Source organism: Acidisphaera sp. S103 (genome assembly GCF_009765975.1).
Lineage (GTDB): Bacteria > Pseudomonadota > Alphaproteobacteria > Acetobacterales > Acetobacteraceae > Rhodopila.
Map to the genome: position 1 here is coordinate 21,392 of NZ_LMUJ01000115.1, position 13,461 is coordinate 34,852.

General features: G+C 61.0%; 12 protein-coding genes. 5 read left to right on the forward strand and 7 right to left on the reverse strand.

All coding sequences use genetic code 11. The features are described from left to right. From GSQ89_RS37930 to GSQ89_RS37950, 5 genes are all read right to left on the reverse strand, one after another. The coding region (locus GSQ89_RS37930) for a hypothetical protein (RefSeq protein ID WP_371734342.1) at positions 1-621 on the reverse strand (621 nt) is incomplete at its 3' end. Positions 622-1,282: 661 nt separating this feature from the next. After that, positions 1,283-2,245, reverse strand: coding sequence for a hypothetical protein (locus tag GSQ89_RS37935; RefSeq protein ID WP_158933300.1), 963 nt, complete (start codon positions 2,243-2,245; stop codon positions 1,283-1,285). Positions 2,246-2,487: 242 nt separating this feature from the next. Then, positions 2,488-3,354, reverse strand: coding sequence for a ScpA family protein (locus tag GSQ89_RS37940; RefSeq protein ID WP_158933301.1), 867 nt, complete (start codon positions 3,352-3,354; stop codon positions 2,488-2,490). Then, positions 3,351-4,265: a hypothetical protein gene (locus GSQ89_RS37945; protein WP_158933302.1), complete on the reverse strand. Its 915-nt coding sequence runs from the start codon at positions 4,263-4,265 to the stop codon at positions 3,351-3,353. Before GSQ89_RS37945 ends, GSQ89_RS37940 begins: the two co-directional genes overlap by 4 nt. Further along, positions 4,262-5,155, reverse strand: coding sequence for a hypothetical protein (locus tag GSQ89_RS37950; RefSeq protein ID WP_158933303.1), 894 nt, complete (start codon positions 5,153-5,155; stop codon positions 4,262-4,264). The genes GSQ89_RS37945 and GSQ89_RS37950 overlap by 4 nt, the downstream gene beginning before the upstream one ends. Before the next feature lie 463 nt (positions 5,156-5,618). Between GSQ89_RS37950 and GSQ89_RS37955 the strand changes: the two genes are divergently transcribed. The 5 genes from GSQ89_RS37955 (at position 5,619) to GSQ89_RS37975 (ending at position 10,651) form a co-directional block, all read left to right on the forward strand. Beyond that, complete coding sequence (locus tag GSQ89_RS37955; protein ID WP_158933304.1) at positions 5,619-6,554, forward strand: recombinase family protein; 936 nt, start codon at positions 5,619-5,621, stop codon at positions 6,552-6,554. Between the two features lie 712 nt (positions 6,555-7,266). Further along, positions 7,267-8,031, forward strand: coding sequence for a ParA family protein (locus GSQ89_RS37960; RefSeq protein ID WP_158933305.1), 765 nt, complete (start codon positions 7,267-7,269; stop codon positions 8,029-8,031). Between the two features lie 2 nt (positions 8,032-8,033). Then, positions 8,034-8,447, forward strand: a complete 414-nt coding sequence (locus GSQ89_RS37965; RefSeq protein ID WP_158933306.1) for a hypothetical protein — start codon at positions 8,034-8,036, stop codon at positions 8,445-8,447. Between the two features lie 364 nt (positions 8,448-8,811). After that, positions 8,812-9,756 carry a replication protein RepA gene (locus GSQ89_RS37970; protein ID WP_158933307.1) on the forward strand — a complete coding sequence of 315 codons (945 nt, stop codon included), beginning with the start codon at positions 8,812-8,814 and terminating at the stop codon, positions 9,754-9,756. A gap of 610 nt (positions 9,757-10,366) precedes the next feature. Then, positions 10,367-10,651 carry a hypothetical protein gene (locus GSQ89_RS37975; RefSeq protein WP_158933308.1) on the forward strand — a complete coding sequence of 95 codons (285 nt, stop codon included), beginning with the start codon at positions 10,367-10,369 and terminating at the stop codon, positions 10,649-10,651. Positions 10,652-10,794: 143 nt separating this feature from the next. Here GSQ89_RS37975 and GSQ89_RS37980 read toward each other — a convergent pair whose 3' ends face one another. Together GSQ89_RS37980 and GSQ89_RS37985 are read right to left on the reverse strand one after the other, a co-directional pair. After that, a complete protein-coding gene (locus GSQ89_RS37980; RefSeq protein WP_158933309.1) occupies positions 10,795-12,831 on the reverse strand; it encodes a PAS domain-containing sensor histidine kinase in 2,037 nt (678 codons plus the stop codon). Between the two features lie 307 nt (positions 12,832-13,138). Then, positions 13,139-13,384 (reverse strand): DUF1349 domain-containing protein, encoded by a 246-nt coding sequence (locus GSQ89_RS37985; protein WP_256367381.1) that lies wholly within the window; start codon positions 13,382-13,384, stop codon positions 13,139-13,141. Positions 13,385-13,461: the final 77 nt, after the last annotated feature.

Sequence of the window (13,461 nt, forward strand, 5' to 3'; positions counted from 1 at the left end):
AGAGCCGCCGTTGATTTCGCCAGCGTTGGTGACCGTGCCGCCACCCTTGATCTGCACACCGTATCCAGCCCCGCTCGCCGCGATGTAACCACCGTCCAGGTTGGTTACCATTCCGCCTGTGCTCAAAGCCACGCCGCCGTAGACACTGTCGCCGAAAATCTTGCCCGAATTTATAACGGTACCGTAGCCAGTCATAAAAACGCCGGCGTTGGTGAGAGTGCCGGTGCTGGTGTTGCTGACGAAGCCGCCCCCTATATTGATGGCATTGCCTGACTTGTCGGAACTGACGCCGCTACCGCTGATGAAGCCGGAATTTGTTATGAAAACCGCATTGGATGAGTAAACGCCATTCCCATATGGGCCCCCAAAGCTCTGGATTGTTCCGCCCTGCTGATTGATGATGGTACTGGATGCGTTTCTAACGCCAATAGCGGCGTTGCCGTCTCCGTTGAGGATCGCGCCGGTATTGATCAGGGTGTCGTTGGTCCCGATCATGAATAGCGCATATTCACTCGTCGTTACGTTAGCGCCTCCCAGCGTTCCTGTTTCCAGTCCGACCTGATTGACGCCCTCCCACTGGTAGAAGCCGATCTGGTGGGGAAGCGAAATTGTCGTGGTCATCGGCTCAGGTTTCCTGCCCAATTGTTGATTCCGTTGCGTTTTCGGTCCAAGGCGATGCATGCTCGCGGCCGCCCTGCCACGACAAACACTGTTTGCCGGTCACCGCTTGTCTGGCTCATTCCCGGCTCGCCCTTCTCCCTTTACAAGTCACTCGGACCACAAGGCAATCCCGACAGCAGTTATGCATCACTCCGGTGAACCTATGACGATGCGGGCCTATTATTATTGATTAATACTAAATTCCTGATTAAAATTCAGTAATGTTGCCGTCATTCAGGCACCTCGAACCTCACTCGGGCGAGCGTAATTCCACTATAGCGGTCGGATCAAGTGCATTGCGACGTTTGGCCGTCTCGGCATCGACGCCCTGGTATAAACCCTGGGCAAGCGACGGTATCGGGCGGGTTGCCCACGGCATCGAATGAGACATGGCAGCAGTGGAATGAGTGGTTGTCCGGGCAAATTGAGACGGCTCCCGAGATAATCCCAGAACGCCACGCCGTGCTTGGCGCAGGTCTTGGTGAGACCAAGGAAGGCATCGTCGTGAATTTGCACCCAAGTCCCGTTGCTGCTGAGGCACGGCGCGAGGCGCCCAGGCGACCGCCGGATCTCTGCATCTGCGCTGCAGCTGACGATCTCTCATAACATCCAGAACGCGCGGCTACTTCTTCGGCAACCAGACTTCGATCATGTTGCGGTGCGATCCAACCGGAGTGGGGGTTTTCTCAATCCTCCATCGATATCCTGAACGTCCCAAAGACTTGCCGATCATTCGGGCGCGTTCGTGATTTCTCCCTTCGGAGAACTTTATTATCGCATCGTTGGGCAGACCGGTTGCGGCCTTGATGTCGGAGATTGTCACCTCCGAACCGATCCGCGTCGCCAAGATTCGCGCGGTTGCTTTAGCGCGCAGCGAACCTTTTGGGTAGTAAACGAACAGAACGGGCTTGGTGGTCTCGGGTTCGGAGACCTCGGTGTCGGCCCTGATCGGCGGCGAGGCGGCTAACGCATCTGCTTCATGACTCGGTGCGAGCGGCTCGACGGTGTCTGGGCGCGCCGCGACGGCGGCGGGCGGCACAGTGGGTCCGGTTGTGTTTGGCGAAACAGCCGCCCCCTGTTGTGCGGGCGCAGACCCCGGCGGAAGGGCGTTGCTCGATGAAAGCACCCCGGCGACCGGAGGATTTGGATTGAGGGTGACCGGACCGGCGGTGGGAGCAACAGGTTCGGGCACGCTTTCAGGCGCCCGAGAGGGTGCGATTTGCTGGGCCGGAGCCGATTGACTGTGATGGGCTGGCGCCGCCGCCTGAACCGATGCCGTCCCGACCGCCGAGTCGTGCTCGGCGTTCGGACGAACCGGAGACGGGCCAGGGGCTTTCAGAAACGCTGCAGCAGCCCCAATCGCAATGACCACGACGACCAGAAACAGGGCAAGTCCGCGCCATCGGCGAAAGCTTGTCCCGCCACCTTCCGTGTCCGCCCTGATGGATGCGCGGATCTGTTCGGCGCGCAGGATATCAACGAAGCGTAAAAGCCGTTCTTCCCGGTCCGTGTTGACGTTCCCGGCTGCCTTGGCCGGGCGGTCATCCAATTGAGATTTGCTATCCATCCAGCCCGAGTACTTCATCTTAGGCTGCACCCCAATCGTCCACCGCGGGGCTTTCGCGTTCGTGATCGCGCCGCTCGATTTTTTCGAAATTACTCGATGGATGCCTCGGCCCGGGAATGTCGGCCGACCCGGGCGCACGAAGTTCTCGAGCACACCGTGACATATTCCCACCTCGGGCGTGGAAACGCGCCTTGCCACGGGCGTGGCCAGACGCGTCGTCGAAATTGACGGCAGAGCCGATCGTGACGACGCCGTCGTCATTAGGGTGGCACGGAAGCATCGACGGCGGGACCGTCGTCTCCCCGGCGGCTGACCCGGATGGGCATCCAGTCGGCTTCCTGTTCCAGTAACAGAGCGCCGTCGCGCGCGCGTTCCAGGCCCGCGATCAGGGTGCTGGCCACCGCCGCGCGACAACGCAACGTGCGTGATGGCGCATCCTCAGGGATCGGCGGCAGAAAAGCGGCGAGCGGACTGCCATCCGGCAACGCAGCCAGCAGCCGGGCGAACCGTGCTAGCGCGTCGCTGGCGGTCCACAGCGGCGGTGGCCGCGGCCGGAGCCCGACCGCCTGTTCTTCCGGTACCTGCAGTGCCGGCAGGCAGGCGCGCAGCAACTCGGTGAGATCACCGCCGCGGTCCGACGCTGACACTTCCGGCCGACCTCTGCGAAAGGCGTCGCGGCCCAATTGCATCCGCCGCTCCAGCCAGTCCGCCGCGGCCCGCATCCGCGCCCGGTCGAGCAGCTGCCGGCGCAGTGCCTCGGCTTCTTCGACAGCCGCGCGCGCCGCCGGCGCATCGGCCGGCAGCAGCAACCGGGACCACAGCTCGGTGAGCGTCGCCGCCATCACGGTCCAGACCGCCCAGCGCGGCAGCAGACCGCCGGTCCGGGTGGCAAGGGCCGTGTCCATCGCTGTGACAAAAGATCCAATCAGCGTCGCAATGGACAGCTTCGCCAGATCGATCTTTTGCGCCCGCGCCATCTCCAGCCACCAGTCGAGCGGACCCTCGAAGCCGTCCACGGCGAGAACCGGCGCGGCGTCCGTTAGATCGACGCGCGGCGGATCCTCCCAGGCGGACGCCGCTGCATCGGCAGACTCCACCAGACCGTCATCGTCCGCGGTGTCGATCATGGCACGTCATAGCTTGGACGGATGTCGAACCGCAGCGCCGGCCAACGCGCGGCAATTTGCGCCAGAGCCCGCCACGGCGTCCAATCGGCCGACCAGAAGGTCAGGGCCCAGAACGCTTCTCCCGGCGCGGTTGGCTCCCGCGCTGCCGCCACAGCGGCGATCGCTTCGTCCTCGACCACGTGACGCAGTGTCTGCGTCGTTCCCCAGTGCGTCCAAAGCCAATCCAGCACCTCCGAATCGTCGGGGCCTCGAAGCAGGATGGTGTCCGGCACCGGGACAAGCGCGTGCAGGTCGAACGGGCAGGCCTCGCTGTGTCCGACCCGGGCAACAGCCAGGGCATGGCGGCGGGAGGCAGCGGCACGGAGTTGGCCGGCCAGGATCTGCGCACCTGCGAGACTGACGCTGCGGGCTGGTGAAGTCAGCGCGCCCGCACGCGTCGGCGGCGCGACCAGCAGATGAAAGAGGTCCTCTTCCATCCGGTCGAAGTCGATGTGCCAGGGCACGGTCCCGGCGCCAACAGCGGCAGCCCGGAGGCTGGCCAAATCGGCTTCCGGTCCAGCGATCAGCAGCCGGTGATGCAGCCAATCGGTGTGATCCAACTGCAACGGTGCCTGGCGCTCGCGTGGCGTTGGGTCATGCGGTGGTACGGGCGTGGCCGCATCAGAAACATCGGGCGGCTCTTGCCCGGCTGCCATCGCGATGTGGGGTCGGGGTTCAACCGCATCCGTGCCGGGCGTGTCGGAAAAAGGTTCCGCCCGCGCCTCGCCCTTCTCTCTGTCACCTGAAGTCGCCTCCGGGCGTGGTCCGATCGCACGTGGCTGGGCTTGCAGCCACGCCAACAGAGCATCGGCCGCCGCCTCCGCCTTGGTGGCGGCGGCTTGTGTGGCCGCAACGGCGGGCCGGCGGCTCACCCGGCTACGCCGTCGCGTATTCGCTGCGGCGCCTTGTGGGACCTGGCGGTGCGCCGCAGGGTACGACGCGCCAGGATCCGACGGATGGCGTCGGTACCGAGGCGGCGGTGTTCCAGCGTTCCCCAGCGATCGATTTTCCGGAACACCGGCCCGAACTGGGTGTCGGACGTGTCGAGCCAATCCCGCAGCGCCTGGACCGGGCAGACGGCTCGGTCGCTGTCTGGGTAGACAACGACCCGGCCCCCCCTGCCCTCCCCCGCCGGTCCTTCGCTGGTCTGACGGCCCACAGCGTTCAACGAAAGCTCAGCCGTCGTCGCGCTGAAGCGAACATGCTCGACGTCGAGGCCGACCAGTGCGGCGCGACCCAGACCGTTGGCGGCCAGCAGCAGCAGCGCGCGGTCGCGTGTGCCGGCCAGATCGCGTGGGCACCGCACAGCCATGCGGACCAACATGGCCGGTGGCTTGGGCGTCGGCCTGCGTGGCCTGGCGGTGCGGCGGGCCGCCCCCAGGATCACCGTCACCGCTGGATCTGCCACCGGCGAGGCGAAGCCGCTCTGGCGGTGTCGTGCCGCAATCGCGGCCGCACGGCGGCTCAGCGCGCCGGCGCTCAACGTTGTCGCGCCCTCGCTCAGAAAGGCAGCGACCGTGGCAGTTTCAGCCGGCAGTGGGACCAAATTTTGCTGACGGCACCAATCCTCGAACACCCTCCAATCCGTCGCGTAGAGCCGCTGTGTCTCTGCTCTGGCAGGCGGACGCTGCCGCGCCGTGACAGCCGCCGCCGAGCCGACGCGGGGGGTTGCTTCCGATGGGTCAGACACGTTCAGGGCAGGTTCGGACACTGCCCCTGCCGACATGGGATCGGCCGGGGCCACGATCCTGCCCGTCGTCATGCGGCCACCTCCGTTCCTCGTCTTCGTGGTTCCGGCCGAAGGCACCTCACCGCGGTCATCCGTTGCCTCCGTCGGGGGGTGTGCTGATTCGTGCAGGGATTCTAATCGCTTTGAAGATTATGGCAAGTCTGACTAAGGCGTGGTAAGATTATCTGGTGCTCGATGCGCAGGATCGATCGTCGCCCCGCTGCCGTCGGAATGCCCGGAGCCCCGTGAGGGGCAGGCTTCGGGCCGCGGCTGCTCCGAAAACTCACCAGGATTCGTCGATTTGGCCGCGCTAAGCGCGGAATTTGGCCGTAGGCCCACGCCCCCGATTGCGCCGACTCGATCGTTGAGCCCCCTGCCCTACCGGTCTGCTTTCGCGCCAGGCAGCCATCAATTGGCACCCGGCCACCTCTGCAAACGACCGTTTCAAAACATCTTGTTCAATTGTAAAAGACCCCATCTGAGGAGAAGCTTCGGTATGACGCCGCCCAAAGCCCGGAAAATGGCCGCCCTTGCCCGCTTGGTCGGCTACGCACGCGTCTCCACCGATGATCAGGGGACCGATCCGCAGCGCGATGAACTGCTTGCCGCCGGCTGCGCCACAATCCTCGAAGAGCATGCCTCAGGCGCCGATCGCGACCGCCCCGTGTTGGCACGCCTGCTGCGCGCGATCCGCGCCGGCGAAACCCTCGTCGTCGTCCGGCTCGATCGTCTTGCCCGCTCGGTCAGCCACCTGCTGGCCGTCATTGAGCAGCTGGAGGCCGCGGGAGCGCATTTCAGGAGCTTGCACGACCCAATCGACACGTCGACGCCACAAGGCATGTTCTCGTTGCAGGTGCTGGGAGCCGTCGCCCAGCTTGAACGTGCGTTGATCGCCGAGCGCACCAAATCCGGCTTGAGGGCGGCCCGCGCGCGCGGCCGTGTCGGCGGCAACCCCGGCTTGCGAGCAGGTGACCCAGATGCGATCCGGAAACTGCGGGCAAGCCGTGACGCCGCGCATCTGGAGGGCGTCCTCGCGGGGCTGGACGCCTGGCTGCCGACCGTGCGGCAAATGCGCCCGAACCAGCCCTGGGGGGATGTCGTACGGGTGCTGAACCGCGGCCAGGCGGCGACCTGGACGGTCGAGCGGTTGCGCCGCACGGTACGACGGCTGGCCGATGAAGGCATCCTTGAGGCCAGCCTGCTGGACCGGGCTCCGCCACAACAAAGCGATGACCGGCTTGTCCGACTGGTTGCCGGGATCAAGGGGGCAGCGCCCGACCGCACACTCCAGCAGATTGCCGCTCAGCTTGAGACCATGCGCGAACGCACGCCACGGGGTGGAACGCGGTGGCACCCCTCTTCGGTCAAACACCTGCTGGCCCGAGCGGAGCATCTCGGTCTGGCCGGAGCAACCCCAGCTCCCGTCAAATGAAGTCCTTGGAGACAAACCCCGAATGCGGCAGCTTTGCTGGCGGAATTCTGCTCATCGGGGATCGCCACAGAGATCACACACCGCTCGAAACGTGGGCTTTTGGGCTTTCGACCCTTGCTCCATTGAGAGAAGGAGTTGCTCCCACCCCGCCATCCCGAGTCGGGACGAGGGAGCGGTAAGCCGCGGCTCATCTGTGAAGTTCACGTGGTTACCGCCCCCCTCCCCTGCCCCCGATCATGCCAATCGAGCGCCGTGCCTTCCATTACAGAGTAATGCGAAGCACGCGCTGCAGGGTATCGTTGGCCAAACCTAAAGGTTACGGTCTGACCCAAGCGAATAAACCTTCGTCCGTTCGAACGCTCGAACTTATAACAGTTTGGAACATTGAAGGTTCGGGGTCATGCCGCTCGGTACGGCGCGACATATTGATGATCCGGACTTCCGTCACGCCTTGGCGGTCGGGCGTTCGAAGGTATTGACGTTCAAGGGTACTAACGTACGATCGCATGAAGCTTTCAGGGTGCGCCATTTTGATCGTACGAACGTACTAGCTCACGAACTTATGAATGGTCGAAGAATAGGAGTTTCGAAGGTTTAAAGGCACGAAAAGTCAAAAGGTTAACCACGCATACTCTCGACGGGATGGACGCTCGATGATATGGGCGTTTGAGGGTACGAACGCTTGGGCGTTCGAGGTTATGGGAAGAATGATATGTCAGTGCTTACCGTGGCGGGCCAAAAGGGCGGAAGTGGCAAATCCACGCTCGTCCGCAATCTCGCAATCCATTTCGCGCGCGATAATTACAAAGTCGGGATCGTGGATGCCGATCTCATCCAGCAGCATTCCAGCGAGTTCTTCGCCGACCGCACCAAGGAGGCGGGGAGGGACGTCTGGACCGGCCGTGATGACATTCCCGGTCTAACCGTTAGGGCATGGGATCGCAGCTCGCCGCAGGTTCCGGATGCTTCCATCGTCCTGGCACCCCAAGCGGACCAGGATTCGATTGGTGACATCATCCAGGCATTGGCAGACGTTACTGACGTGGTTTTGTGCGACCTTCAGGGCTCAGCCAACATCGCGATGCTCCATGCAATCCATTATGCGGACCTGGTGCTGATCCCGGTCCAACCATCAAATGACGACCTGAGGAGCTGCCATTCGACAGCCCGCCATGTCGTGCAGGCTGGAAAGAGTGCTCGGCGCACAATTCCATATCGTATTGTCATCAGCCGTGCCTCGACTGGCTTTAGGCCCGAAGTCGAGAAGGTGGTCGAACAGGCGCTCGACAACGCGAATTTGCCGAGGCTGAGGACGCCTGTCTTCGAACGTACAGCCTTCAAACGCGCGAGCTTCAGCCGGGTAGCGCCCATTTTTGACGAGCCCAATGGGGGAGCCGCCCGTAACCTCGAAGCCCTATATACGGAAGTCCGGGATACCTTGGCAGAGATCGTCGCAGCCTCTCGGGAGACGGCGTGACCATGAATGCGAAGCTGGTCACGCCCAATCTTGGCTCGCTTGATGATGAACCGCCCGAAACGCCCCAACCACCTCCGCGTCCTGACCTGCGGGCTTCTCCTCGCAGGCCAGAGCCTAGGGTTGATGGCCTGGTCAGGCCCGGTTTTGTCACCGAGGTAACACTTCCGCCAGAGCCGACCGAACCAAACGAGGTCCTCACCATAGAGGTCCCAAGACGGTTGAAACGGGCCCTACAAGCCGAGGTAGGGATGAGGAAAGACGACCCGGATCGGCGAGCAGTAGCCTCGATGAAATCGGTCATTCTGGAAGCGCTGGCAGCTCACGGGTTTGGGGATTTGATCAAACAAGGCGACATCGAGGTTCAGGCCGGGATCTTCATGAAGCGCCAGGCCGCCCAGCTTCGCCGCAAAGGGTAGGGCAGGGGCTCATGCGCCCTAACGCTCGTGCGTACTAACGCATGACAGAGCGACTGGACTTTACCGGGTGGGGTTGGAGTCGCTCAAATGCGACTCCGCGCACGTCAAACCTAACCGACCATCATACGGACGAAATTTATCCACAGAATCGGCTGGACTTTACCGGGCACACCCCTGGACTTTACCGGGGAACGCAAAAGGCGAAATCCACAAAGTCAGTGACTTACGGATTTTATCCACTGGGTTTTACCGGGTGTACTAATAGAATCTACAAATACCTTATCGCAACCCCGGCAAAGTCCAGGGTGACAAGGCACCATCGAGACAGGCATGGTGGGGACGTTGGCTGAGGCAACCAAACGCGATGGGCGAAGTGCACAAGTTGCTTACCGAGCATGGTAAGCAAGAATTGCTTAACAGTGAGGTTGACCGTCGCGTCCTGGATGCGGCAGCAGCTTATATGGCTGCCGAAGACGGCGAAATCGGCTTTGTCTATGCTGGCTGGGCGCAGGCATCTCTTCCTCACCGAAGGCTAGCCGACGATGCCCACTGGGAAATCCAGAACGACAGGGTATCACTGATCGTACAACCGGGGCTCAGAGCCGTCCCGGGGCAAAGCCCAATATCTGTCGGCGTTCCCTACGGATCTCGCGCCCGCCTCATCATACTCTACCTTCAGACAGAGGCTATTCGCACCCAGAGCCGCGAAATTGAGCTAGGCCGTAGCCTTCACGCGTGGCTCAAGCGTCTCGAAATCCCGATCGGCGGCAAGAGCATGAGGGATGTGCGCGACCAGGCCGAACGCATCAGCCGGTGCCGCTTTACCTTTCAGATATCAACCGCGGGCCGGAGTGGGCTCGTGAACCAAAATATCCTTGATAGCGCCATGTTCGTCTCCGACGACAGCACACAGGGCGATCTTTTCATCGAAACTGCCAAATTAAGTGAAGGATTTTTCGAGCAGCTTCAGAAGCACCCCGTCCCAATTGAGGAAGCTGCCGTCAAGCAGATTGCTAACAACAGCATGGCGCTCGACGTCTATGTTTGGCTTTCCTATCGGCTGCACTCACTTAAGGAGCCGCGGCCGATTTCATGGAAGGCACTCCACGCCCAGTTTGGGCGCGGGATTATCCGCATGGACCATTTTAAGCAGCATTTCCGGGAAACGCTGGAGCTAGCGCTCGCTGTTTATCCCGATGCCAATGTGTCCCTCGATGGACCTACCGGCATAATCCTGAAGCCTTCAAAGCCCCCGGTCATGAGCAGGATCGCGCCCTCGCGGAACGCGATTCGCCGGTTGCTTCCCTAGACCATCCGGTAAAGTCCAGTCCCGAGTCCCGGTAGAGTCCAGGTGACCTGATTCTCGGAGATATTCCCCGGCAAAGTCCAGCATTTCAGCCGAATCGCATCGAGGCGTCTCCCCGGTAAAGTCCAGTGGCCAGTGGATCACCAACCCTTTAATCCCCATATGGATTTCGTGCCCGGTTTCCAGCTATGATCGGCGCAGATGAGGATGGATCAATGACCGCAGGACGAAAGCCGACAAAACCGCCGATGGCAAAGAAAGATCAGCTTCTCTTGGCCGGCCGGACAGTGGCTTCCGATAAGAAACCCTCGCGTTTCGGGTCCCCTGCAACGAGGCTCACGCCGGACGCCCGTGAGGTCCAGCAGCTCGACCGGTTGCTCACACGCATAGAGCGCAGGGGCAAGCAGCTATCAACCAGCGCAGATAAGCTGCTCCGCCGCGTCTCCTAATTTATGGCGAAGGAGCCTGTCGGGGACACGCTTCTGCGTGCCGTCGCGACGATTGACCAATTGCTTGAAACGGTAGGGAAGCACGATCAGATCCTAACCAGACTGGTCGACCTGCTGACGCAAATGGATAAGCGGCTTACCGCTCTAGAGAAGGCCAAAAACCCTTGAGCGCACACATTCCTCCGAAATGGCCGGAGGGCGTCGAGCCCATCGGCTTGGAAGACCTCAACCGCATCGGCATCGATTCTGAGCGCCAGCTCTATTGGGATGGGCGTCGGATCGAGATCAGGCGGATTCTCGACCTCACCACTTTTCAGAAGCGGATAGCTGTCATCGCAACGATAGTTGGCTTATTTGCCGGCCTTGCTACTATCGCCACAGGTATCAACAATGCGTCGATCTTCCTTTGCGTTCGGCATATCACGACCCTGAGCTGCCCGGCGCCCTGAAGGGTAATACACTCTTTATGCGACTGGCGAACAAGCACCAGAAGTCCGTAAAACAGCAATATTTTTTTGTCAATTGTCTGGAAATCTTGGAAAGATCGCCAAAAAAGTCACACGGCTTGAGGAAAACCCACGCAGATTCAGATTTAGTAAGCGGATTTCAGAGAGGCTTGAATCACCTCGTGCAGCTTATCGTACGGTACTGGCTTCCTCAGTATATGATACTCGTTCGCGGTCGAGGCGTCGTTGTAACCTGACATCAAAATGATAGGAAGTTCAGCGTGGAGGCGGTGGACCACGCGCACCAAATCGACGCCACTCATGTCGGGCATGACGACGTCCGTTAACATCAGGTCGAAACGAACCAAACCGGCGGCAAGTCGCTCAAGTGCTTCGGCAGCGCTCGCGGCCGTCTCCACTTCCAGTCCCATGGCGGAAATCATCGCCTTTGTGACGGTTATTACCTCTTCATTATCGTCAACCAGGAGAACGCGTCCCGATAGCCGTCGCAGCGACCTATCGCCGTCAACCGAGGAAGCGCTATGATCCTTCTTGCCGGTCACCGGCAGAATGATTGTGACGCAAGTCCCCTCGCCAGGCTGGCTTGCGATATGGGCAATACCTCCTGAGCTCTTTGCGAAGCCGAATACTTGGCTCAGGCCAAGCCCGGTCCCTGACCCAAGCATCTTCGTCGTGAAGAACGGTTCAAACGCACGGGTGATGACGTCCGCCGGCATTCCCATTCCATTGTCCTGGGCGGCAATGGCCACGTAGCCGTATTGGGCTGGCGGAAGTTCCACCGGCGGGCTTCCAGATTCAACCTCGCGAACATCGATAATAAATTGGCCGCCTGTCGGCATCGCATCGCGCGCGTTCACGGCCACATTCAGAAGGGCGATTTCCAATTCACCGATGTCGGCCTCGATCGCGCCCGCGTTGGGATCGACCGAAATCCGAAGATTGATGTCGCCGCGCAGTGATGAGCGCAGCATCTCGGTCATTTTTGGGACGTGGGCGGTCAAATCTATAACCTGGCGGGTGAGGGGGCGATTACGCGCCAGGGACAACAATTGCCGCGTTAGTGCGCTGCCGCGTTCGCCCGCAAGGAGGATATTGTCAACGAGCTTCGTCGGGTCCTTGGCGATTCCTTTCTTTAATAGAGTGGCATTACCCAGGACTATGGTGAGCAAGTTATTGAAGTCGTGCGCGACGCCGCCGGTAAGCTGCCCGATGGCATCCATCTTCTGAGCCTGCCGAAGTTGCGTTTCCAACCGCTGGTGGTCGGTAAGATCGCGGGCTGATGTCAAAAGGAAACGATCCCCCCGGTCATGCGCGCCAGGAACCAGGGCTGATATCACGTCGATGAATCGTGTGATCCCAGCCATCGTCCGATGAGTTACATAGCGTTGCGGCTTTCCGGTTCTGACGCACTCTCTGAAATGCGCGAGCGTAATCTGCGCGCCTTCCTCGCCGAGGATCTCCTCGACCCGACGTCCGATTACCCGAGAGCGCGGCAGGCCATAGGCTTCTTCACAGGTGGGATTAATGTCCACATAGATAAATCTTCCATCCGGTGTACAGCGTTGCAACGTCAGCCAGTCCGGCGAATTGTCAAAAAATGCCTGCAATTGGGCTCGGCTGGAGGCAAGCTGCCGAGCTCTTTCGTCGGCGAGCTTTTCCAGTCCCGCGTTGAGGTCGCGGAGCCGCTGTTCGCTCTCCTTCAATGCCAGTTCCGAGGCGCGCAGCGCTTCCTCGGCTTCCTTCGTCCGCGTGATATCGATATGCACGCCGATCATTCGAAGCGGCGCCCCGGCTTCGTCGCGGTCAATCTCAGCGATCGCCGAGATCCATCGAACGCCTTTGCCGGGCAGGACAATGCGATACTCGGATGAGTAGTGACGAGCGTCGCCCGCGACGCAGTTCTTGAAATGGGTCTCGGCCCGCCCGCGGTCTTCGGGATGCACCCGCTGCACCCAGGCTTCATGGGCCTCGCGGGCTGCGTCGGTCGTAACTCCGTGAACTGACAGATATTCCGGTGACCGTTGGTTGAAGAATTGGCCATCACGAAGATCAATCTCGAAACCGCCAATCCGTCCGATACGCTGCACCCGCGAAAGCTCGGCGACACGCTGGCGCAAAGCCGCGTCGGTGAGTGGTTCCTCCAAACCGTCCACTGATTTCATGGTTTCTCCATGCCAACTGTCGGGACTCTGTGCACGTTCCGTCGACGGTCACAATGGTCATTGCATTCGTCAGAGAATCTTGCGCCGCGATAAGTGAGAGGTGGTCGGCGCGATCAGCAGCCCTCGCGGCTGTACAACGCCAATCGACCGCGTTCGAGACGCGCTTGATTGCCGACACCTGCAGCCCGGGTCCCACCAGTTCACGACTAGGCGCCTCACCAGCTCGGACTTCTCTGCACATTCTCCAGTCAAGCTGAAGGCTTTCATCGCACGCCTTGTTTATAATTGGCTGCGCCCCTCAGGGTAATTAGGCGAGATCGTGTAAATCCCTGCTGCTCGGGGGGCCGACACAAAATTCGGAAAACTCCACCTCCAGTCCAGCGCGTTCAGGGGTGCAGCACATCGGTCCGACAATGTACGAGGTTGCTTTCGGGAATGGAGCCAGACGAACGAGCGGCCAACGTTTCCCATCGGCGGATACCTGAACCCTGAGGACCCCATCGTTTATGGTTGCCCGCATCCAGAAATCCGCGGGATGGGGGTGTAAGCCCAAACCGCCGAAAATTCCGTCAGGCCAAATTCAGCCCCGCCACGATCGCATCCAGGTCTATCACCTGCCCGCTATCGCGA

Excerpts from the sequence above, each read along its gene's own strand:
- GSQ89_RS37970 (WP_158933307.1), top strand. The coding sequence starts at position 8,812 with ATGGGCGAAGTGCACAAGTTGCTTACCGAGCATGGTAAGCAAGAATTG.
- GSQ89_RS37935 (WP_158933300.1), bottom strand. The coding sequence starts at position 2,245 with ATGAAGTACTCGGGCTGGATGGATAGCAAATCTCAATTGGATGACCGC.
- GSQ89_RS37940 (WP_158933301.1), bottom strand. The coding sequence starts at position 3,354 with ATGATCGACACCGCGGACGATGACGGTCTGGTGGAGTCTGCCGATGCA.
- GSQ89_RS37965 (WP_158933306.1), top strand. The coding sequence starts at position 8,034 with ATGAATGCGAAGCTGGTCACGCCCAATCTTGGCTCGCTTGATGATGAA.
- GSQ89_RS37960 (WP_158933305.1), top strand. The coding sequence starts at position 7,267 with ATGTCAGTGCTTACCGTGGCGGGCCAAAAGGGCGGAAGTGGCAAATCC.
- GSQ89_RS37955 (WP_158933304.1), top strand. The coding sequence starts at position 5,619 with ATGACGCCGCCCAAAGCCCGGAAAATGGCCGCCCTTGCCCGCTTGGTC.
- GSQ89_RS37980 (WP_158933309.1), bottom strand. The coding sequence starts at position 12,831 with ATGAAATCAGTGGACGGTTTGGAGGAACCACTCACCGACGCGGCTTTG.
- GSQ89_RS37950 (WP_158933303.1), bottom strand. The coding sequence starts at position 5,155 with ATGACGACGGGCAGGATCGTGGCCCCGGCCGATCCCATGTCGGCAGGG.